19 protein-coding genes, 3 pseudogenes and 1 riboswitch are annotated in these 21,061 nt (G+C 44.4%); of the genes and pseudogenes, 17 read left to right on the top strand and 5 right to left on the bottom strand.

Annotated elements, in window-relative coordinates:
* The first annotated feature begins 516 nt into the window (after positions 1–516).
* The 4 genes from ACZYR9_RS14140 (at position 517) to ACZYR9_RS14125 (ending at position 3,396) form a co-directional block, all read left to right on the top strand.
* On the top strand, positions 517–981 hold the full coding sequence (locus tag ACZYR9_RS14140; RefSeq protein ID WP_488979140.1) for an NUDIX hydrolase: 465 nt from the start codon (positions 517–519) through the stop codon (positions 979–981).
* A 109-nt stretch (positions 982–1,090) separates the two neighbouring features.
* Positions 1,091–1,441, top strand: a complete 351-nt coding sequence (locus tag ACZYR9_RS14135) for a hypothetical protein (RefSeq protein ID WP_488979139.1) — start codon at positions 1,091–1,093, stop codon at positions 1,439–1,441.
* Positions 1,431–2,783 carry a nucleoside 2-deoxyribosyltransferase gene (locus ACZYR9_RS14130; RefSeq protein ID WP_488979138.1) on the top strand — a complete coding sequence of 451 codons (1,353 nt, stop codon included), beginning with the start codon at positions 1,431–1,433 and terminating at the stop codon, positions 2,781–2,783. Before ACZYR9_RS14135 ends, ACZYR9_RS14130 begins: the two co-directional genes overlap by 11 nt.
* Positions 2,740–3,396, top strand: a complete 657-nt coding sequence (locus ACZYR9_RS14125; RefSeq protein WP_488979137.1) for a 7-cyano-7-deazaguanine synthase — start codon at positions 2,740–2,742, stop codon at positions 3,394–3,396. The genes ACZYR9_RS14130 and ACZYR9_RS14125 overlap by 44 nt, the downstream gene beginning before the upstream one ends.
* Before the next feature lie 99 nt (positions 3,397–3,495).
* Here ACZYR9_RS14125 and ACZYR9_RS14120 read toward each other — a convergent pair.
* Positions 3,496–3,729, bottom strand: a pseudogene (locus tag ACZYR9_RS14120) (transposase); the annotation flags it as partial.
* Positions 3,730–3,827: 98 nt separating this feature from the next.
* Here ACZYR9_RS14120 and ACZYR9_RS14115 point away from each other — a divergent pair.
* From ACZYR9_RS14115 to ACZYR9_RS14105, 3 genes and pseudogenes are all read left to right on the top strand, one after another.
* Complete coding sequence (locus tag ACZYR9_RS14115) at positions 3,828–4,004, top strand: transposase (RefSeq protein ID WP_488979221.1); 177 nt, start codon at positions 3,828–3,830, stop codon at positions 4,002–4,004.
* A 479-nt stretch (positions 4,005–4,483) separates the two neighbouring features.
* Positions 4,484–4,726 carry a hypothetical protein gene (locus ACZYR9_RS14110; protein ID WP_488979136.1) on the top strand — a complete coding sequence of 81 codons (243 nt, stop codon included), beginning with the start codon at positions 4,484–4,486 and terminating at the stop codon, positions 4,724–4,726.
* 13 nt (positions 4,727–4,739) lie between these two features.
* A pseudogene (locus tag ACZYR9_RS14105) lies at positions 4,740–4,898 on the top strand (integrase core domain-containing protein); the annotation flags it as partial.
* Positions 4,899–4,929: 31 nt separating this feature from the next.
* Here the strand turns inward: ACZYR9_RS14105 and ACZYR9_RS14100 are convergent.
* Positions 4,930–5,833, bottom strand: a pseudogene (locus ACZYR9_RS14100) (transposase); the annotation flags it as partial.
* A gap of 151 nt (positions 5,834–5,984) precedes the next feature.
* Positions 5,985–7,364, bottom strand: a complete 1,380-nt coding sequence (locus ACZYR9_RS14095; protein WP_488979135.1) for an RNA/DNA-binding domain-containing protein — start codon at positions 7,362–7,364, stop codon at positions 5,985–5,987.
* A 253-nt stretch (positions 7,365–7,617) separates the two neighbouring features.
* Between ACZYR9_RS14095 and ACZYR9_RS14090 the strand changes: the two genes are divergently transcribed.
* From ACZYR9_RS14090 to ACZYR9_RS14075, 4 genes are all read left to right on the top strand, one after another.
* Entirely contained in the window at positions 7,618–8,679 is a 1,062-nt protein-coding gene (locus ACZYR9_RS14090) for an LLM class flavin-dependent oxidoreductase (RefSeq protein ID WP_488979134.1), read from the top strand.
* Positions 8,680–9,016: 337 nt separating this feature from the next.
* Positions 9,017–9,289, top strand: a complete 273-nt coding sequence (locus tag ACZYR9_RS14085; protein WP_488979133.1) for a hypothetical protein — start codon at positions 9,017–9,019, stop codon at positions 9,287–9,289.
* A 150-nt stretch (positions 9,290–9,439) separates the two neighbouring features.
* Complete coding sequence (locus tag ACZYR9_RS14080; protein WP_488979132.1) at positions 9,440–10,660, top strand: sensor histidine kinase; 1,221 nt, start codon at positions 9,440–9,442, stop codon at positions 10,658–10,660.
* Positions 10,661–10,852: 192 nt separating this feature from the next.
* Positions 10,853–12,901: a catalase gene (locus tag ACZYR9_RS14075; protein WP_488979131.1), complete on the top strand. Its 2,049-nt coding sequence runs from the start codon at positions 10,853–10,855 to the stop codon at positions 12,899–12,901.
* Positions 12,902–12,941: 40 nt separating this feature from the next.
* Here the strand turns inward: ACZYR9_RS14075 and ACZYR9_RS14070 are convergent, their stop codons facing one another.
* Together ACZYR9_RS14070 and ACZYR9_RS14065 are read right to left on the bottom strand one after the other, a co-directional pair.
* Positions 12,942–13,097 (bottom strand): hypothetical protein, encoded by a 156-nt coding sequence (locus tag ACZYR9_RS14070; protein WP_488979130.1) that lies wholly within the window; start codon positions 13,095–13,097, stop codon positions 12,942–12,944.
* Between the two features lie 19 nt (positions 13,098–13,116).
* Complete coding sequence (locus ACZYR9_RS14065) at positions 13,117–13,479, bottom strand: hypothetical protein (RefSeq protein ID WP_488979129.1); 363 nt, start codon at positions 13,477–13,479, stop codon at positions 13,117–13,119.
* 225 nt (positions 13,480–13,704) lie between these two features.
* Positions 13,705–13,808: riboswitch (purine riboswitch) on the top strand.
* Between the two features lie 168 nt (positions 13,809–13,976).
* Between ACZYR9_RS14065 and ACZYR9_RS14060 the strand changes: the two genes are divergently transcribed.
* The 6 genes from ACZYR9_RS14060 to ACZYR9_RS14035 all read left to right on the top strand — a co-directional run bounded on the left by ACZYR9_RS14060 (position 13,977) and on the right by ACZYR9_RS14035 (position 21,037).
* Positions 13,977–14,582: a xanthine phosphoribosyltransferase gene (locus tag ACZYR9_RS14060; protein ID WP_488979128.1), complete on the top strand. Its 606-nt coding sequence runs from the start codon at positions 13,977–13,979 to the stop codon at positions 14,580–14,582.
* A 1-nt stretch (position 14,583) separates the two neighbouring features.
* Positions 14,584–15,876 (top strand): nucleobase:cation symporter-2 family protein, encoded by a 1,293-nt coding sequence (locus tag ACZYR9_RS14055; RefSeq protein WP_488979127.1) that lies wholly within the window; start codon positions 14,584–14,586, stop codon positions 15,874–15,876.
* Positions 15,877–16,189: 313 nt separating this feature from the next.
* Positions 16,190–17,200 carry a LacI family DNA-binding transcriptional regulator gene (locus ACZYR9_RS14050; protein WP_488979126.1) on the top strand — a complete coding sequence of 337 codons (1,011 nt, stop codon included), beginning with the start codon at positions 16,190–16,192 and terminating at the stop codon, positions 17,198–17,200.
* 174 nt (positions 17,201–17,374) lie between these two features.
* Positions 17,375–18,427 carry a sugar ABC transporter substrate-binding protein gene (locus ACZYR9_RS14045; protein ID WP_488979125.1) on the top strand — a complete coding sequence of 351 codons (1,053 nt, stop codon included), beginning with the start codon at positions 17,375–17,377 and terminating at the stop codon, positions 18,425–18,427.
* Between the two features lie 82 nt (positions 18,428–18,509).
* Entirely contained in the window at positions 18,510–20,015 is a 1,506-nt protein-coding gene (locus ACZYR9_RS14040; RefSeq protein ID WP_488979124.1) for a sugar ABC transporter ATP-binding protein, read from the top strand.
* Positions 20,012–21,037, top strand: a complete 1,026-nt coding sequence (locus ACZYR9_RS14035) for an ABC transporter permease (protein WP_488979123.1) — start codon at positions 20,012–20,014, stop codon at positions 21,035–21,037. The genes ACZYR9_RS14040 and ACZYR9_RS14035 overlap by 4 nt, the downstream gene beginning before the upstream one ends.
* The last annotated feature ends 24 nt before the right edge of the window (positions 21,038–21,061 follow it).

Below are 21,061 nucleotides of genomic sequence, written 5' to 3'. Positions count from 1 at the left end.
ATGGGGAGCGGAACGGCACCTGCGCCGAATGAAACGGATATGTAGCCGGAAATTCGGTTTATTCATGCGGCTGCTCAGATCGGACTAACCCGCTGGTTTGAATGGACGGACAGCGATGCCGGGCTTCATATATTCGGCTGGTGGAGAGGGAACGAAGAAGATTACCAAACCTTTCGCAGACACTGTACGGAGGTCGGGGTCCGGTGGTCGGAGACGCATGTCCTTCAACGGGATGGCCTGAGATACGGCGCATACTTTTACTTTTCGCATTTGTCCGAGCGGGAGATGGCGCTTGGCGTAGAGAGGATGAAAGGGGTAGCTGATGGGGAATTTGATGGGAATTTACCATGAGGGAAAAACGGATTTTTTTAAGATTAAACATGGTGAACCTTATCATAAGTAACGACAACGCATTTGAAGATATTTTTATATGAAGCATATGTTCTCTTTAAGATATCCTACTAATTTGCTATCTTATTATCGGATCATTATCTATATTGGGTGGGGGGGAATATTATGGGTAATGTATTTACATTATGTATTGTTAGAGACAATGATAAGATTCTTGTTCAAAAGAGGCATAAAAGCCCTTTTAAGGGGTATTGGAATGCACCTGGTGGAAAGGTTGAATTGCTAGAGTCTCCAAAAGAGGCCTGTATTCGTGAAGTTATGGAAGAAACGGGAATATATTTGAATGATATAAAATTCCGCGGTGTAATGACTGTATCTAATGTTTTAAAGAAAGAAGGTACAGAAGTATTAATGTTGTTTGAATCAAATGATTTTCACGGTCAGCTTATCTCATCTGAAGAGGGAGAGGTTGATTGGGTGGAAATGGAAAAAATTTATACTAGTAGTTATGTTCCAGAGAGTATGACATATCTACTTCCCTATATACTTGATTGTGAGGGCATTATTACAGGGAAATTAGTATACAATAAAAATACACTGGAAGTATGCGATATTTCTTTACAAAGTTAAGGAGAGCCTGAGAGCACTCCTTAACTTTTTTTGTAATAAATTGGAGGAGTTTGGATAACGATGTCTAATATTAATGTATCTGTGAAAATTAATATCGGAGGGATATAAAGTGGGAAGTTCTGGAACAGGATCTTTTGGTGACCTACATACTCCAAGTAACAGCGAATTATGCGTAAAAGCTATTAAAGAGGCTTTACTAGAAGAGGTAGCACGGTCAGAATATTATAAGGCTCAAAATAAGGTGCCCTTAAAAGATCATGAAGTAGAAGTAAGCGATGCTACAGTTAATGGCAGAATTGTAGTGGTTAGTTCCATTAATATGGATATCATCGGCTTCATGCCTAGTAGGTACAGTTATCTTTTAGGCTGTATGAAAAAGGGTCATAGGTACACCGGTAAAGTTGTTTTTAGTGCAAATTTACCTATTCCTAAGGTAATGGTAAACTTAGATGCAAACTAGTTTGAAGTTTTTGTTAATAGGAGAGGTCTACACAGATGTTCATTTACAAGCACAAGTAGATGATAAAAATATGTTGAGGCTTGGTGGGGTTTTTCATACTGCGAGAGCGCTTCACGCTCTTAAAGTAGAGTATTCTTTAGCATATATCTCACCTAGTTATTTATTAAAGAGTATCTCTCACTGGGCAGAACAACTAGGTGCAAAATCATGTCATCAAATAGGTGAAATTCTGGAGTGTCCTAATGTAATATTTATTGCTGATTCCGTAGAAGCAGGAAACCAAGGCTATAATGATATATTAAAGGATCAACACGATACTGAATTATGGTTGGATGAATTAAAAAAGGTTCTTCAAACAAAATCCCCAACAGATATAATCCTATATCCAGGAAAGTACCCAGTGGATAGAGTTCTTCAAATCATTAAGGAACTTTCGTGCAGAGTACACATAGATTGCCAGTATGGTAAAGAGCAGATAGTTGGAGTATTGAACATGGGGATTGAACTCGAAACGTTTATTATTTCTACGTCTTCTGAGTATTTCAAGGATATATGTCTAGGTAAGAGTTCAAACCTAGCTGACGTCGTAAATTCAGGTAAAGTTAACTCTGTTCTGTTAAAGGAGAATAGAGGCGGATCACGTTACTATAGGAGTAATGATGGATGGATTGATGCACCTGCATTTCCGGTTGAAACGGCTCACTCTGTGGGTGTAGGAGACTGTTTTAATGCAATATTTCTTGCTAATTATTATCAGGAAATACAGACAGAGATTTCATTAAGACTTGCATCGTATTCTTCGGCTTGGTATGCAAGTACTTGGAAACACGAATTGTTTTGTGATTTGATGGAAAGTCTTCCTAGTTATGATGAGATATTAGAGTTAAAGGGTACGGAACTGCACTGGGAAGAGAGGAGTGAGCAACATATTTATATTGCTGCACCAGACTTTCCAGATGTTAATGTTACTTGGATTGAAAAGTTATATGCTGCTCTTCAGTATCATAATTTTTCACCTCATCGGCCCGTGGTGGAGAATGGGATAATTAGAGGAGATGAACCCGATTTTCAACAGCTAGAAGCCTATAATAAAGATTTAATTCTTCTTGATAAATGTTCTGTTCTGGTAGCTGTTTTATTAAATGATGATCCAGGTACTTATGTTGAAATAGGTTGGATGGCAGCCAAGGGTAAGCCTACTATACTTTTTGATCCAAACAAGTCAGCAAGAAACCTCTTTTTAAGAAAGACTGTCAGCAAAATTTGCCATACCCTAGGAGAAGTTATAGACACTGTTTATGAATATGCTTCTAGAACAAAGGTTGGTGGGAAAAATGAGTAGATTCGACGCGCTCCTTATGGCATCAGGTGGCATGGATTCTACTGTTATGGCGTATTGGTTACAGCAGCAAGGGAAACGAGTACTTCCATTGTTTATTGACTACGGTCAACATTTTAAACAGGAAGAATATAATACCCTGCTTAGAGTTATTCCTAAGGATTATAAAGAAGCAATCAAAGTTGTACGAATTGGAGATATATATCGTACTTCTCCTTCACGCATGATCAATGAGCCAAACTTATGGGAGGATGAAGTCGTAGCTGATGATTTATATTTGCCCTATAGAAATTTATTGTTTTTATCAGTTGCCGCTTCTGTAGCACAATCTGAAAATATAACCGAAGTATATTCAGCGTTCATAAATTCAAATCATGCTAAAGAAATAGATTGCTCCAAGGACTTTTTTGATAAGTTGGGTACAATGTTAGAGGATTACGGAACAGTTAAGATATGTATGCCTTTTCGAGACAATTCAAAAACAGAAGTCGCGGAACTTGGAATCAAGCTAGGGGTACCTATTGCAATGACGTACTCATGTCAAGCCAATAGTAGAGTTCACTGTGGCGTATGTCCTAACTGTGTAGATAGATTAACTGCGCTCAATAATTTATAGTTATAATGTCCTAAATGGGGCTGTCCCAAAAGTAGTTTTTAATTATGCAGGGACGGCCTTGTTCTGAGAGTTTAAGCAAAAAAAGCGCGAGTTTGGGGGTTACATGGCCCCCACGACTCGCGCTTTTTGGTTTATCATTGCCCATTTGAGTAGATTATGGGCAAGCGAAAGCCACCCGACCTCCAGGCTCACTTTGGGCAAGCCGTGAAGCAGGAACCGCCGGAAGCTCCGGTTGTTTTTCATTTGTCCAAACACACTCTCCGGTTCAATCATACGACGAACGGAAAGCTTATATCCTTCTTCACTTTGAAGTAGTTCTCGTGCTGCTTCCTCTAAAGCCCCGAATTTACCTTTGAGTCTTTTCTCTTAATCTACTACAATGTGAATTAACCGAAGTGGAGGGATGAAAAGATGCAGCGGAAAGTTACAGCATAGAATTTAAACAGCAGCTCATCCAGGAAGCGCTTGAAGCTGGGAATGCCAGTCAGGTCGCAAGAAGACACGGAATTGACGGTAAGATGTTATCCCGATGGATTCGTCAATCTCAGCAAGCAGGTTGGAAAAATGCGGCTCCTGACGCGAGAAAGGCAGCGCCCTATGCGCCATAACCCAAAGAATTTCAAGTGTTGGAACACGAGAACGACAAACTGAAGAAACTGCTTGGCGAAAAAGATCTGGAAATATCGATTCTGCGTGACCTCGTAAAAAAGGTGAACTCCACATATCGGACAAAATAGAAATCGCCGACATATGGATTGCGCGGGGGTATAAGACTGCAATGGTGCTGCGAATGGTTGGCGTCAGTGAAGCAACGTACTATTACCGAAAGAAGCATTTCAAGCAAGAACGAGTATTTAGGGGTGGACGCCCAATTCCTGGGTATTCCTTCAATCAACAAAAACGTCCCATCAGTGACGATCAGATCAAAGAATGGTTGATGGAGCTCATCGCCGGGGAAGAGTCAGCCTATGGTTACCGAAAATTAACCGTATGTCTCAGGCGATAGCATGGGCTGATCATTAACAAGAAAAAGGTATATCGACTTTGCCGTGAACTAGACATCCTTCAGCCTCAGCGGCGAAAACGGGTGCAGTATCCCAGAAGACTGACGAATAACCGGGAAATCCGGGGTTCTAATCAGCTTTGGGAAATGGATGTAAAGTACGGTTATATCGCAGCAGAAGAGCGGTTCTTTTCCCTGCTGAGCCTCATTGATGCGTATGATCGGTCGATCATCGATTACCATATGGGTCTTCTTGCGAAGGCAAGCATGCCGCGCAGATCGTACAACGTGCTCTTTGGAAACGCTACCGGTGATTCGTACCGATAATGGTCCGTAGTTCATCAGCCATGTTTTTGAAGAGACCTGTCTGCAGCTTCAGATAGAGCATGAGCGAATACCGCCGAAAACACCGAACAAAAATGCACATATTGAAGCGTTTCATGCCATTTTGGAGAAGGATTGTCTATCCAGACATGAATTTGAGAGTTACCAGGTTGCTTACCAGATTGTATCAGACTATATCCTATTTTATAACCAGCGTCGGCAATCACTGTACCCGGCAACTGACCGAGCACTGTCTTTACTTTCTCTAAAAGCGGCTTCAAGCAGCGTGTGTCGGTCGGGCACTGATGCAAGCTGTATCCGACGATGAAATGGTTTTCCTGTTCCGATCTGCACATTGTAGCCGGGCTTGAGTTGTCCGTTTTGCATATGATCTTCTTTCATCCGCATGAAGGTCGCATCCGGAACGGTCTTGCTGTAACTGTTCCGCCCGCCTAGCACCTCTTGGTGATGCTCATATGTTTGCAAACGCGGCAGAAGATCTTTACGCACCAAGCGAACCGCCTTTTTCAGCGATCTGTCCTTTGGTTTGGCTTTCAGCTTTTCTTCGAGTTGCCGCTCCGCTTCCTCGATGCCGGCAAAGAGCGTTTTTACTTTTTCTTGCAATCGTGCTTTATGCTTTACCACCGCTTTGCCCCAAACAAACGTGTACTTATTGGCGTTCGCTTCGATTTTGGTACCGTCCACAAAGTCATGCTTGAGCTTCACGTACCCGGCCTCCACAAGGAAACCAACTACCGCAGTAAAGATGCTTTCCAACACGTCTTTCATCCGCTCGGAACGGAAACGATTAATGGTGCGGAAATCTGGCCGTTGCCGGGCGGCGAGCCGCATGAACGGGATGTGTTCACGGACTGCTTTTGCGATTTGACGGGAGGAGTAAATCCGTTGAGCGTAGGCATAGATGATGATTTTCGTGAGCATCTTCGGGTGGTAACTGTCTCGGCCTCCACCTGGATAAGCAGCCGCAAAAATGTTGTTGTCCAACCGATTAACCGTAACATTTACAACGCGGACAAGATGTCCCGCTGGAATATCCTCCTCTAAATCCATTGGCAGATAGAGTTGATCCATGTTATATTGAATGTACAAAAGAAGCCCTCCTTTGAATGGTTGCTCGTCACTTCCATTTTACCAAGGATTGGCTTCTTTTTGATTTACAAATATGAAAACAAGGGCCATCCCCGTTACCTTCGGTGATTTTTGGGACGGCCTCCACTACTCTAGTCTATTGTTTTGTAAATTATTTTTTTAATTTATACCTAAATTTAAAGCGATTTGCTTTTGGGTCTTCTGGTATAATGCGTCCAGCTTTACGTAGTTTTTGCAAGGATTTTTTAACCTTATTTTCTGAATCCTCGCCAGTTATTTGCCGGGCAATTTTATTTGTGATCCATTCGTTTGTTTTTAAATAATCAATGATTTGATCTTCATATGAAGCCAATTTTCTATGGTGTAAAGTAACAATAACATTATTATCAATCTCATCAATTTCAGGTGATACCAATCCAGCTTTTCGCATTGCATTATAAGCAGTATTCAGTCCTTCACCTAAATCGTGATTCATGGGATCAGGGAGCTTATTAATAATACGAACTAGATTCGGGTTCCGAGCGAAGTGAGCATTCAAGATATTTTCTTTAGTTACATTACCAGGAAGACGTCCAGGTGACTTAATTTCAATTCTGTTATCAAAGATTGTAACATGAATGTCGTCTGCAATGCTGTAATCACGATGAAGAAATGCATTCACGAGAATTTCGTGTACTGCCTCTACTGGATAGGATACATCTAATTTTATCCCATCCATATTGGTGGATTCCTCATCTATTATTTTAAAAATTGATTCTTCAGCGGAGCGAGCTAACTTTTCAAGTGGACCTGATAAAACAATATTTCTAGCTAGTTGTTCACGCTTATATTCACTCGATAATGTTTTCATCCGGACAATTTTAACGCTTGCTTTAGATTGTAGGACTTCTTGAGGTTCTTCATCAAAAAGAAGCACACATGCTACAGTAGGCTTAACTTTTTCTTCCTTCTCAATAGTAAGTCTATTTCTTCTGAGAAATCGAATGGGTTCTTGATTACTACCAATTCTCTCGAGGTAATTATTTAAAAAGGGCGCATAAAGAATATCGTCGAGCTCTGAAGTCTCAACCCGCTGTTCTTCAAATTTGTAAAAACCTTTAGAATAGCCGAGTTGTGTCACCTGGTCACCTTTTATTTTAATGGAAGATGCGTTTATTCTTTGATAGCAATCGCTAGATGCAGTATAGTGCACTTTTTCACTTTTGGGAATAATGAGATGTAAGATATAGTTGTCTTTGTATTTTAGAAGTTCAATTTCTACTCCTTCTACAGTTGGATTCGTTTCCATGATCAGATGTTTAATAATATCATTTGCTTGTTCAGGTTCATTGAAGCCTTTAAGCCGATCCTTTACTTCACTATCTTCAATTCCAATATAGAGGTCACCACCATCAGCATTTGCAAATGCAACAAAAGTATTTTGCAACTTATTAGGTGAAATATACTTGCTTTTGAAATCAAGTCTATGGTTTTCCTTTTTAGCTAAAAGCTGTTTAATTTCATTTAGAGTAATTTCACGTTCCTCTATCATTAAAAAACACCTCGATAGAATATAGATAGTTTTTTATGGGTATTCGTCACAAATTATGGGAATCCTCTTTTAACCGACAAATTTTTGCCGTTACAGACAAGGCGGGAAACCGTATCAGCAGTAAGGGAGACTGTAATCAGCACTTCAAGAAACTTGAAAAGAGTAAAGCAAAGGACCAAAATATAGATATGTGATGTTGTCAGCTTGAGAAGAAGCTGGCGAGAACAGAATATTTAAGTGGGGGGAACGATGTGTGGAGATAGGTGTGAGCACGTTTGTAGAGACAACGCCGGACGTTGAAACCGGTGAGGTGATGAGTCATGCCCAGCGATTGCGTGAAGTTGTCGAGGAAATTGTACTTGCAGATCAAGTGGGGTTGGATGTATTTGGCGTGGGTGAGCATCACCGTAAAGATTATGCGGCGTCTTCTCCTGCAGTCGTGCTGGCTGCGGCTGCGTCACAGACCAAACGGATACGGCTGACAAGTGCGGTAACGGTGCTTTCTTCTGCCGATCCGGTACGCATATTTCAGGATTTTGCTACGCTCGACGGAATCTCGAACGGACGTGCAGAGATTATGGCGGGCCGGGGTTCTTTTATCGAATCCTTTCCGTTGTTTGGATATGATTTAAATGATTACGACGAGCTGTTCGATGAGAAGCTGGATTTATTGTTAAAACTACGAGAATCTGAAAAAGTAACCTGGAAAGGCCGGCATCGGCCGGCGATTCATCAGCTTGGCGTGTATCCGCGTCCGGTTCAGAATCCATTACCGGTATGGATCGGCAGCGGAGGCACTTCGGAATCTGTTATCCGGGCAGGCCTGCTTGGACTGCCGCTTGTTCTGGCGATTATTGGAGGCAGTCCTATTCACTTTGCGCCGCTTGTGCAGCTTTATAAGAAAGCTGCGGCACACGCAGGTCATGATGTAATGCGGTTGCCGGTCGCGTCGCACTCGCACGGTTTCATTGCGGGCGATACACAGGCTGCGGCTGACAAATTTTTTCCTTCTACCCAGGCAAGCATGAATGTGATTGGACGGGAGCGGGGCTGGGGACAGTACAACCGTTCAACCTTCGATGCCGCACGAAGCTTTGAAGGAGCGCTTTACGTAGGAGATCCGGAGACCGTTGCCCGGAAAATCATTCACCTTCGTAAGCACGTAGGGATCACACGCTTCCTGCTGCACGTACCGGTTGGCACGATGCCTCATGAGGATGTGATGAGGGCTATTGAGCTGCTGGGGACAGAGGTAGCTCCGCGGGTTCGGGAAGAAATATCTAAATGGGAAGCCGAAAACGAAGAGAAGCAGTAACTCTGGCGCTTCTTTCAAATGAAGAAAGCGTTCCGGCAAAGAGCATCCTCTTTTTGCAGGAAACCATTGAGATACTCTAGAATAAGCCTAGCGAATGTTGGTTGGTACTTATTGAAAAGCTAAATCGTAATACAGATCATACGCCGAAAGATCTTGTGCATAATAGCGGGTTTGTTATTGCTGCAGCGTGCCAGTGAATCAGGCAGCTTGACTTGAGGTTTCCCCTCCGGTGTGTTCTCCCCCAATCGGGGGATTTTTTTATAGATAAAATAAGTCTATAGTATTATGAGATAACATGAGTTTCGGTGACGAAAGATGGTCACGCTGGAGAAAATGAATGTCACTTGAATTCCCGGCAACAGAAGCAGTACTGGGATCACCGTTGGGTAACAACCGCCATATTTCAGAGAAGGAATTTCAATCTAAATACTGGATTGGGGATAATATGATGAAGACATCGATCGATGTAACCAAAATTCTCTCCCAGCTGATAGCAAACGGCAGCATTAAACCATCGGCAATCGATCAATTTTTGGATCGGTTGGACCAAAGCCAAAAGTCTATCACAGCAAAAGTTGGGGAGCAAACCCAAGAAAAAGGGATCTTATAAAGCAAACATTTAAAGCGAACATCGTTAAGCGGTTGACATCGATTTGACCACTAGCCAGGTAAACAACAAAAAAATGATCGAATCACATAATTCATGATAATGGAATAAGTAATTGTCGAATCTTACATTAAATAGGTGATTGGAACGATTATGGCCATTATAAAAGATTTTTTGCTGCAGCTAGCGCTTGTAGCAACTCTTATGTTTACCTTTCAAATCTTTTTTGAGGAGAGATCTGAGAGAAATCATAAAGAACAAATCATCCTATCCGTATTATTGGGGCTATCCATCCTATTGTGTATGTCCTTTCCCGCTTACATTACCCCCGATATCCGTATTGATATTCGAATCGTCCCGTTGCTGCTGGGGACGTTATATGGCGGTTGGAAAATAGGTTTATTCCTATCTGCGCTGATCATCCTGTACCGACTTTATTTTGGGGTCGATTTGGGTTTTTATACTACTACGCTTACTCTTTTGTTTAGTATGCCGGCTATCTTATTTTTTCAAAAGCTCTTCATTCAAGCAGATAAGAAAAAGAAAATACAAATTGCGCTTATGCTTTCTATCTTCTATTGGCTTGTTGGGCTTACAACAGTGTTTTTGATAAGAGAGTTTTCATTCAAGGTTTTTCAGGTACAGTTAATTCATATTATAACTACTGTCATTGTTGTGTTGTTCTTCACTTCTTTAAACGAAAGGATAAAGGAAATAATCAGAAAGAATCAGCAGCTGCAATCCGACGCCAGGGATGCGGAAATTGGCTTTTTGCGTTCCCAGATCAACCCTCATTTCCTGTACAACGCCCTGAATTCTATTGCGGCATTGTGCATCGACGACCCTCAGAAGGCGGAGGAATTGACGCTCGATCTTTCGCGGTATTTGCGAAGCGGCTTTGACTTTAAACAACTGGATTCATTAACTACCATAGAAGATGAATTGGAGCTGGTAAAAGCGTATATCAACATCGAAAAGGCGCGTTTTGGCGCCAGATTGTGTGTGGAGTACGATGTGAATGCAGATCCGGATATCCGGATCCCCCCGCTGATTCTGCAGCCATTGGTAGAAAATGCTGTAAGACACGGCCTGATGTCCAATTTACGGGGGGGAACCGTAAAAATATCCGTGAAAAAGGAAGAGGACGCCGTGGTCAGCTTTGCCGTAGAGGACGATGGATGCGGTATGAGCGAATTAAAACGGGAGGAAATAATGAAGCCGGATGTAAAAAAGAAAGGCATAGGGCTGTGGAACATCAGTCAGCGCATCCAGCTTCTTTACGCAAAAACTATTCATATTGAAAGCGCAGAAGGAATAGGTACCAAGGTTTTCTTCGATATTCCTGTACTACCCCTCAAGCGGAATGGAGGTTGACATTCAAGGTGTGGATTCCCCAAGGAATTAATGATCCTTGTATATGATGCTTTACGGCAGAGATGCCGTTTTTTTATTTGGTTTTGTCGGTTGACTCTGCGATTTTTAGAAACCTCTGATTAACTCCTTTCCTAATCGGGTAACAAATTTGGGTACACTTTGTACAATTATCCGATGGGAGGGGCTTTATTGATGGGCAAAGATCGCACAATGAACGAGAACAGCAAAAATGAGCAGCTGGAGCAGTTTCGCGTCACGGATGAAGGTGAAAAATTAACGACGAATCAAGGCGTGAAGGTTTCCGAGGATGAGTTCTCTCTAAAAGCGGGCGAACGGGGCCCTACGTTGATGGAGGATTTTCATTTTCGGGAAAAAATGACGCATTTCGATCATGAACGAATTCCGGAACGGGCTGTACATGCGAGAGGCTTTGCCGCCCACGGGGAATTTCAAGTATATAAATCGATGAAAGAGTTTACCAAGGCGGGATTCTTGCAGGATCCGTCCGTAAAAACGCCTGTTTTCGTGCGGTTCTCCACCGTAGCGGGCTCGCGCGGATCAGCGGATTCCGTACGGGATGCGCGCGGTTTTGCCACGAAGTTCTATACGCAAGAAGGCAACTACGATTTGGTGGGCAACAATATACCGGTGTTTTTCATTCAGGATGCGATCAAGTTTCCCGATTTGGTGCATTCGTTCAAGCCTGAGCCTCATAATGAGATGCCGCAGGCCGCAACCGCCCATGATACGTTCTGGGACTTTGTAGCCAATAATCAGGAATCGGCTCATATGGTGATGTGGGCGATGTCCGACCGGGCGATACCGCGCAGCTACCGCATGATGGAAGGCTTCGGCGTACATACGTTCCGTTTTGTAAATGACAAAGGGGAAGCCCATTTTGTGAAATTCCATTGGAAGCCGGTATTAGGGGTGCATTCCCTGGTATGGGATGAGGCGCAGAAGATCGCAGGAAAAGACCCGGATTTCCATCGCCGCGATTTGTGGGAGTCGATTGAACAAGGCAACTATCCGGAGTACGAATTAGGCGTCCAGCTGATTAAAGAAGAGGATGAATTCAAATTTGACTTCGATATATTGGATCCGACCAAGCTGTGGCCGGAAGAAGAGGTGCCGGTAACCATCATCGGCAAAATGACCTTGAACCGCAACGTGGATAACGTATTTGCCGAAACGGAGCAGGCCGCCTTTCATCCGGGTCACGTCGTTCCCGGTATAGACTTTTCGAATGATCCGTTGTTACAGGGCCGTCTGTTTTCTTATACCGATACGCAGCTGACCCGCCTTGGCGGTCCGAACTTCCATGAGCTGCCGATCAACCGACCCGTCTGTCCTTTCCATAACAATCAGCGTGATGGCTTTGGCCGTCAGACGATTAATCGGGGACAGGTCAGCTATCACAAAAACTCGCTGGCAGCCAATACCCCTGCTCCTGTGCCGGAAAAGGAAGGCGGATATGCACACTACCAGGAGAAGGTGGATGGTCGAAAAGTACGCAGCCGCAGCGAAAGCTTTAAAGATCATTTTTCGCAGGCGACGATGTTTTGGAACAGTATGAGCGAGCCGGAGAAGCAGCATATCGTCTCGGCGTTCACTTTTGAACTGGGAAAAGTAAAGAGCAAATCGATCCGGCAGCAGGTGGTCGATATGTTTGCCAACGTCAACTTGGAATTGGCGAAAGCGGTGGCCGAAGGGATCGGAGCGGCTGCACCGCAAGGAAAAGGGTCCGATGTGACGAAATCTTCCCCTGCACTAAGCCAACTCAACACGAAGAAAACGCCGATCACTCGCAAAGTCGGCCTGATTATCGGCCAGCATGTTGATGACGGCGATTTGCCGTCGGTGTTAGCTTCCTTCAAGGAAGCAGGGCTTCAGGTCGAACTCATTAGCGACAAACTGGGAATGATCAAAGGCTCGGAGGGTCAAGAGCTTGAAGTCGACCATACCTTTTTGACAGCCGATTCCGTCCTGTTCGATGCGATCTATGCGGTTGGCGGAAGCGGAGAAAGCAAATCGTTCATCAAAGAGGCCGTTGCCTTTATTGACGAAGCGTATGCTCACTATAAGCCGATCGGAGCCACCCACGAAGGGAAGCAATGGTTGGAGAACAGTGATATGGCCAATAGCCCCGGAGTAGTCATAGGAAGTGAAACGAAAACCTTTGCCCGGGAGTTTATCGATGCCGTTACAGCCCACCGCCATTGGGAGCGTAAGTTAGTATAATGCATTGGCTGCAGCAGAGAGGTGAAATCCTCTCTTTTTCTTAATGCTTCCACTCCAGCGTTTCATCCGGGTCTGCCAGTGTGCGCCCGTAGTAGCGCTGGGTATGAAAATTGTGAATTTCGTTGCAGGCTTTCCTCATTTTCTCCATGATCACGGATTGATCCTCCTCGAACGGAGGCCAATACAAGATGTTCATTTCAAAAGCTTTCCCATTCTCATCCTCTCGGGAATACCGAATCCGATCCGCTTTTTTGAATCCGTTTTTCAAATAAAAGTTCATTCCTTTTTTGCGTATCTTCATCGTCGGGATCAATCGGCTCCGCTTCGAGCAGGATCAGCTTTCTCTTTTGCTTTAAACGATCCAGAACCTTCGAGCCGATACCCTTGCCTCTGGTATTGGAGCTTACAAGGAAATAATCGATAAAGATAAACGTCGGAAATTCGGCAAACAGCATCAGGTAATCGGGGGTTTCGTCCTTATGATAATAGGGGGACGTCTCCAGTAAAGATTTCAGCTGTCCCGGATCCTTCATTTCATGATCGGGAAAATAATCGGTAAGCTTCTCATACCATTGCATAGGGTAACCTCCGTGGCCGTGGCATAAATGTTTTCCACTATAGAATTATTATGGTGCAGGGGAGTGGGGGTTATACTTCTCCTGCTCGAGCCATAGGTAGGTCGGCAGATCAGATCGTGAAGCCGCCGGAAGAAGTGGAATGAAACAGAGAAAGATGTCGTATCTTGTGAAATTATCTCTTGAAACGATAGGGAAGAGTGTGTACTATATATTACTATATACATGGTAAAACAACATATAACAACTCGTATAATTTTGGGGATATGGCCCATAAGTTTCTACCGGACGACCACTTTAATCGACCGACTATGAGTGAAAGCGCATCTAGGGTTCCGTTTCTTTTGAACATGCAATAAAGAAAGACTGGTCCAAGCGATGCGGACACTTTTGTGTGTTACACCAAAAGGGATAAAAACCCAGAAGGACAGGCTTCACTTGAGAGGTACAGCTCAAGGAGCCTGTCCTTTTTCGGTTGGAAGAGGAGCGATGAACGCAGTATGGAATTATTGAAGCAACGGATTCGTCAGGAAGGATTGATTTTGTCCGAGACGGTGCTGAAGGTGGATTCTTTTTTGAATCATCAGGTGGATACTCAGCTTGCGTTAGAGATCGGACGGGAGTTTGCCCGGTTGTTCGGCCAAGAGGGCATCACCAAAGTGCTCACCATTGAGGCCAGCGGCATTCAGTTTGCCATGGCGACGGGGATTGCGCTGAATGTCCCGTTTATTTATGCAAAAAAGAAGAAGGCCGTTACTCTCTCCGAGAAGGTGTATTCGGCATCCGTGCATTCGTTTACCCGGCAGGAGACATACCAGGTTTGCGTTTCGCAAAAATGTCTGCGGCCGAACGATAAAGTGCTGATTGTAGATGATTTTCTGGCTACGGGCGCGGCGCTGGTGGGACTGGTCGATATCGTAAGAGAATCGGGTGCGGAGCTTATGGGTGTGGGCTGCGTCATCGAAAAAAGCTTCCAGGAAGGCCGCAGCCTGCTGGAAAATAAGGGAGTGACTGTGCATTCCTTAGCTCGGATCGCTTCGATGTCGCCGGGTGAGGTTCATTTTGTAGAAGACCATCGCTTATTCCAGGGTCAAGGGAGAATGTAACATGTTAAGCAAACAAAAAGTGATTACCTTAGGCTTTCAGCATGTGCTGGCCATGTATGCCGGGGCTGTCATCGTGCCGCTGATTGTCGGGGGGGCGCTCAATCTGACCAGTACCCAAATCGCTTATCTGATCGCAGCCGATTTATTTACCTGCGGCATCGCGACCATCCTGCAGGTAATGGGAACGAAATATTTCGGCAGCGGACTGCCCGTTATTTTGGGATGTACCTTTACCGCCGTCGGACCAATCATTGCCGTGGCCTCCACATCGAATCTGGCGACAGCGTACGGCGCTATTATCATATCCGGTGTGTTCGTTATTTTAGCCGCACCGCTGTACGGAAAGCTGCTTAAATTTTTCCCTACCGTAGTGACCGGATCGGTTGTGACGATTATCGGCCTTTCCCTGATACCTGTAGCGATGAATAACGCTGCTGGCGGACAAGGAAGTCCCGACTTCGGCCAACCGAGCAATCTGCTTCTCGCGCTTTTCACGCTGCTTGTTATTCTTGTTGTCAGCCGGTTGGCTACCGGATTTTTGCGGGCTATTTCCGTGCTTGTCGGGTTGGTTGCCGGAACGATTGCAGGCTATGCCATGGGCATTGTCAGCTTCTCGTCCGTTTCGTCGGCGTCATGGATTAGTGTTGCCCAGCCGTTCTACTTCGGTATACCTGAGATCAGTATCACCGCGATTATCACCATGATTATCGTAAATATTGTCAGCATGGTGGAGTCCACCGGCGTTTATTTTGCCGTAGGCAAAGCAACCGATCAAAACGTCGAGAAGAAGCAGATCGTCAACGGTTTGCGTTCCGAAGGTCTGGCCATTATGCTGGGCGGGATTTTTAATGCGTTTCCTTATACCGCCTTCTCTCAAAATGTCGGCTTGATCTCTCTCACTCGCGTGAAATCCCGGGATGTCATTTTTGCTGCGGGAGCTGTTATGGTTGTTCTAGGCTTGCTGCCCAAGCTTGCGGCCTTAACAACAGTCATTCCCAATGCGGTGCTCGGGGGCGCGATGATCGTCATGTTCGGATCTGTCGCAGCCGCCGGGATATCGATTTTGTCGGGGGTAGACCTGCGTAAGGGAGAAAATCTGCTGATCGCCGCCTGCAGCATCGCTGTCGGTCTGGGCTCGGCCACTCTCCCGCAGATGTTCGACCAGCTTCCGGGATTCGCCAAAATGCTGCTGCAAAACGGGATCGTGTCCGGATCCTTGACCGCTATTCTCTTGAATCTATTCCTGTCCAAGCGAAATAATGCGGCTGCCTCGGAGGCTGTTCAGGAAGCATAATACGCCATTACAAATCGTTCCCGTACTTGGTTTCGGGGACGATTTTTTTATGCTGACGGTCTAGTGATGGAAAGCTTCTCTCTTATATAGGCAAAATTTCCGATAGGGGAATGGTTTATGGAGATCTTACTCTAACCTACGGAAAGAAGGGAACGAGCCGGGAAGAATTCGAATACCAAAAAAGGAAAATATTTAAAAATTATCATTGAAATGAAAGCGTTTCCGTTTTATAATAGTCTCAATGAAACGTTTCACCCATAATGTTTAACTATCTTTATTCTTCTTTAAATAACGTTTCATTAAGGAGTGTAACATGACGCCGACAATAAAAGATGTAGCAGCAGCCGCGGGTGTTTCCATCGGTACGGTTTCAAAGGTCATTAACAAATCGGGCTTTGTCAGTGAGAAGATTAGAGAAAGAATTCTGCTTGCGATCACACTATTAAATTATAAACCGAATGCGGTTGCCAGGAGCTTGAAGCAATCCAAGACGCACTTGATCGGCATCATTGTCGATGATATTTCCAACCCGTACATGATGAAAATCATAAAATCAGTTGAGAATCTGGCGAAGGAAATGGAGTACAATCTCATTTCCTGCTCTCACAATAACCAGTCGGAGGAGGAAAGGAAGGCGCTCCAGTGGTTAATGGAAAAGCGCGTGGATGGAATTATTATGGTGCCGACAGGAAGTAATTTGGATGAACTCAATATGCCCAATAACTTTCCCGTTATCTTGGTTGACAGAAAGGTTGAAAAAGCCGGCTTTGATACGGTAGTTCATGAAAACATTAATACTTCGATTACCTTGGTTCAGCACTTGTATTTGCATGGACACCGCAGATTTCTTTTTATTCATGGGGCCCTTCGTCATTCGGTTGAAATCGAAAGGGTTAACGGAATCAAAAAAGCGATTCATCTTTTAGGACTTGATGTGAGCAATCAAGCATTTTTGGAGGTTGGAGCAACGCTTGAGCACATTTCGGCAGAAGTGCGAAAACACTTAGAGCGCTCAGGATTACCCGAAGGCATCTATGCTACAAATCAATTGGCATTAGCCGGAACGATTAGAGCACTATGGGATATGGATGTCCATGTACCGGAAGAGGTGTCGGTGGTAGGCTTCGGAGATATTGATACATACGATATATTGCGTCCAAGCTTTACCTTAGCGAAGGAAGACCCTTACGAAGTAGGGAAAATTGCATCCGAGATTCTTTTTGAAAGAATCGATTTCGATAAGCATTATGAACAACCCAAAGCGTTTCTTGTAACGCCTAAAATAATGATCGGGACTTCTTGCGGTACTCACACTAGACCATAAAGTGTCACAAGAAGTTTTATTTAAAGAATTGAGTATAACGTTTCATCGCTGTTGAAAGCGATTGCATTTTCTGTTGGAGGTGATGCACAGTATAAACACTGGCTGCTGTATGGGGTTAGCTTCAGACCTGTGAAAAAGGTGGTTCTAATTACAACAATATGGAGGGTGAAGTCAATGAGAAAAATGTTTAGTTTACTTTTTGCGGTAACGATAATGGTTTTTCTGACTGCTTGCGGATCCAATGGAGGTAATGAATCGGGCAATTCATCTGCCAATCATGCTCCTGCTCCAGACACAACAGAGGGAAACAAATCGGATACTGGAAAGCTAACAATCGGAATGTCGAACTCTATATTAAGCATAGACTTTTTCGTGGCACTCAAGCAGGGTGTTGAGCAGGGGGCCGCTAAAAATGGGTACGAACTTATTAATACCAATGCCAACGGAGATGCAGCCAAGCAGGTTGCCGATATTGAGGATATGATTCAAAAAGGTGTGAAAGCGATTATCGTGAATCCGCAGGATGTCGATGCCATTGTTCCGGCGATTGAAAAAGCAAATCATGCGAAAATCCCGGTTATCGCGCTCGATCGCGGGGCCTCGGCCGGTGAATTGCTGTCCTTCCTTGAAACGGACAACGTAGAAATGGGACGCAAAGCGGCAGATTATATCGCGGAAAAATTAAAAGAGAAAAACGGAGATTACAAAGGAAATGTAGTGGAGCTGCAAGGGCTGTTAGGAACGACTGCAGCGCGCGACAGGGGGAAGGGATTTAATGATCAAATGCAGCAGAAATACCCGAACATCAAAATCGTCGCACGCCAAGCGGCGGACTTTAATCAAGAGAAAGCACTAAATGTGACGACGAATATACTCCAAGCCAACGCTCAAATTGATGCGATTTTCGGACATAATGACGACAATACGGTAGGCGCTGCCAATGCGATTGATCAAGCCGGACGATTTAAGCCGATTGGAGACAAGGATCATATTGTTATTATTGGGATTGACGGTACTCGTCAAGCCGTTCAGGCCATTAAAGACGGACGTATTGACGCTACGATCTCCCAAGTACCAATTGAAATGGGTGAATTGGCCGTAGATTATGTGAAGCAAGCGCTGGTTGATAAAAAAACGGTTGAAAAGCATACGTTCACCCGAAACTTCCTTGTCACGAAGGAGAATGTAGAAAAAGAAAAATTGTGGGCTACCGAACTGAAAAAATAATTCAATTTATGAAAATTAAAATTTAGAAGGGTACAGCTTGCACCATCCGTACCCTTCTAAACCAAGATAAGGGGGATCAATGGTGGCTGAGTCAGCAACCTTATTGAAGATGACGGGGATCTCCAAATCTTTTATCGGTGTAAAAGCCTTGGATCAAGTATATCTTGAACTGAACAAAGGTGAAGTAATCGGTCTCCTTGGGGAAAACGGAGCTGGAAAATCAACTTTAATGAAAATATTAAGCGGGATTTATACACCGGATTCCGGAGAGATCTGGTTAGAAAACAAGAAATTATCTCTGCGCGGACCCAGGCATTCCCAAAGTGTAGGGATCAGCATCATTCATCAGGAACTCAATTTATTGCCTCATTTGACCGTAGCGGAAAATATTTTTATTCAATCCCTACCGCAAAAAGGAATTGCTTTGGATAAGAAAAAGCTTTTCGAGGATGCACAGCAGCTTCTTGATGAGCTTGGATTCCAAATTCATCCGAACACCCTGGTCGAAGATCTGACGGTAGGCGCCCAACAAATGGTAGAGATTGCAAAAGCATTATCCTTTCAGTCGAAAGTAATGATTATGGATGAGCCGACATCGGCGATTACGGAACAAGAAACGGCAAAGCTGTTTGAAATCATTCGTTCTTTAAAGGCTAAGGGAATCGCGATTATTTACATTTCCCACCGCATGGAGGAAATTTATGAAATTTGCGACCGGATCGTCATTCTACGTGATGGTTGCAATGCCGGTGAGGGGTTATCCGCCGAGCTTAAACCAGAGCAGATTGTACGGATGCTGGTCGGAAGAGAAATGACGCAAATCTTCCCCAAAAGAAAAGGGCAACCAAGCGGGGAAGTGGTGATGGAAGTTAAGAATTTCACTCGCAAGGGCGTTTTTGAAAATGTCACCTTCCGTTTGCACAAAGGGGAAATTCTCGGCTTCTCCGGATTGATGGGCTCCAGCCGAACAGAATTAATGGAATCCATTTTTGGAGTGGAGCCGCTTACCAGCGGTGAATTAACGGTGAATGGGAGACGAATCACTATCAGATCGACTCAGGATGCCATCTCCAAAGGGTTCGCCCTTGTGCCGGAGGATCGCAGGAAGCATGGCTTGATCAGTAATTTTACCGTGGTTCAAAACGTAACTCTAGCAACCTTAAAAAATATTTCCGGATTTCTTCAAAAAATCAATTTTAAGCGGGAAAGGGAAATTACGGATCGATATATTGCCCAACTCCGCATTAAGACCCCAAGCGGTGAAACGATGATATCCAGTCTGAGCGGAGGAAATCAACAGAAGGCCATCATCGCCAAATGGCTGGAGGCCAAGCCGAGTATTCTGATTCTTGATGAACCTACGCGCGGTATAGATATAGGGGCTAAAACAGAAATTTATCACATCATCCATGAGCTTGCCGCTCAAGGAACTTCTATTATTATCATTTCTTCTGAACTGCCGGAGGTTATTGGCCTAAGCGATCGAATTTTGGTGATGGCCGGTGGAAGGATTACCGGTGAATTCAATCGTGAGGAAGCCACACCTGAAAAAATTATGCTTTGCGCTACAAAAGGGGTGTACACATGATCGAAGAAAACGTAGCAACCAATCAGTCCTCGGTAGATAATATGGGCCCTGCCGGCAAGAGGCCGCCAAGTGTGAAGCAGCAGAATCAACTGCTCGCGCTGTTGTCCAAAAACAAAGTGCTTTTTGCCTTATTGCTGCTTTGCGTCTTTTTTTCCGTATCCACAGAACAATTTTTAAGACTGGATAATATTCAAAATATCTTTTTGCAAAGCGCCATCATGGGGATTGTTGCCATTGGCATGACTTACGTTATTATCACAGCCGGTATTGATTTGGGTGTCGGATCGGTTGTCGCAATCACCGGAATGGTGATTGCAGGCATGATTAATTCCGGCGTGCCGATCATCGTTGCCATTCTGACGGGTTTGTTGATTGGGGTGCTAAGCGGTATGATCAATGGATTTTTCATTACGAGATTCAATATGGCTCCGTTCATTGTCACGTTGGGCATGATGGCTGCGGCTCGTTCAGTTACCCTTGTCTACTCCGATGCCCAAACGATCTCGGTATATAAAGACCCCTTCCTGCAATTTCTCCGAATGGGTGAAATAGCAGGCATTCCAGTGATGATCTTAATCACCGTGGTATTGTTCCTGATCGCTGGCTATGTATTGTCCAACACGGTGTTCGGCCGTCATGTTTATGCGATAGGAAGCAACAAGAAGGCGGCTGAAGTTTCCGGTATTAATGTAAAAAAGATTGAAATGATGGTTTATGTGATTGCCGGCACATTGGCTGCCGTCGGCGGACTCATGATGACCGCGAGGCTGGGGTCCGGGACGCCGCTAGCTGGGGTAAACCTCGAGTTAATGGCCATCGCCGCTGTGGTTATTGGCGGAACGAGTCTCTCTGGAGGGAGGGGAACGATATTCGGTACGTTGATTGGGGTCCTGCTCATCAACGTATTAAACACCGGCATGAACCTCATGAATATTTCTTCCCATTACCAGGGATTAATTATGGGAGCGGTCATCCTCTTGGCTGCACTGATTGATTCTATAAGCAATAGAAAATCCAAATAAAAGGATTTCCCGCATTCCTATAAA

It is taken from the genome of Paenibacillus sp. F024, from assembly GCF_057814255.1.
Note: the sequence above shows the minus strand (reverse complement) of the source record. Positions and strands in the feature narration are given on the sequence as shown.

Excerpts from the sequence above, each read along its gene's own strand:
- ACZYR9_RS14140 (WP_488979140.1), top strand. The coding sequence starts at position 517 with ATGGGTAATGTATTTACATTATGTATTGTTAGAGACAATGATAAGATT.
- ACZYR9_RS14130 (WP_488979138.1), top strand. The coding sequence starts at position 1,431 with ATGCAAACTAGTTTGAAGTTTTTGTTAATAGGAGAGGTCTACACAGAT.
- ACZYR9_RS14125 (WP_488979137.1), top strand. The coding sequence starts at position 2,740 with ATGAATATGCTTCTAGAACAAAGGTTGGTGGGAAAAATGAGTAGATTC.
- ACZYR9_RS14095 (WP_488979135.1), bottom strand. The coding sequence starts at position 7,364 with ATGATAGAGGAACGTGAAATTACTCTAAATGAAATTAAACAGCTTTTA.
- ACZYR9_RS14085 (WP_488979133.1), top strand. The coding sequence starts at position 9,017 with ATGTCACTTGAATTCCCGGCAACAGAAGCAGTACTGGGATCACCGTTG.
- ACZYR9_RS14080 (WP_488979132.1), top strand. The coding sequence starts at position 9,440 with ATGGCCATTATAAAAGATTTTTTGCTGCAGCTAGCGCTTGTAGCAACT.
- ACZYR9_RS14075 (WP_488979131.1), top strand. The coding sequence starts at position 10,853 with ATGGGCAAAGATCGCACAATGAACGAGAACAGCAAAAATGAGCAGCTG.
- ACZYR9_RS14070 (WP_488979130.1), bottom strand. The coding sequence starts at position 13,097 with ATGAACATCTTGTATTGGCCTCCGTTCGAGGAGGATCAATCCGTGATC.
- ACZYR9_RS14065 (WP_488979129.1), bottom strand. The coding sequence starts at position 13,479 with ATGCAATGGTATGAGAAGCTTACCGATTATTTTCCCGATCATGAAATG.
- ACZYR9_RS14060 (WP_488979128.1), top strand. The coding sequence starts at position 13,977 with ATGGAATTATTGAAGCAACGGATTCGTCAGGAAGGATTGATTTTGTCC.
- ACZYR9_RS14055 (WP_488979127.1), top strand. The coding sequence starts at position 14,584 with ATGTTAAGCAAACAAAAAGTGATTACCTTAGGCTTTCAGCATGTGCTG.
- ACZYR9_RS14050 (WP_488979126.1), top strand. The coding sequence starts at position 16,190 with ATGACGCCGACAATAAAAGATGTAGCAGCAGCCGCGGGTGTTTCCATC.
- ACZYR9_RS14045 (WP_488979125.1), top strand. The coding sequence starts at position 17,375 with ATGAGAAAAATGTTTAGTTTACTTTTTGCGGTAACGATAATGGTTTTT.
- ACZYR9_RS14035 (WP_488979123.1), top strand. The coding sequence starts at position 20,012 with ATGATCGAAGAAAACGTAGCAACCAATCAGTCCTCGGTAGATAATATG.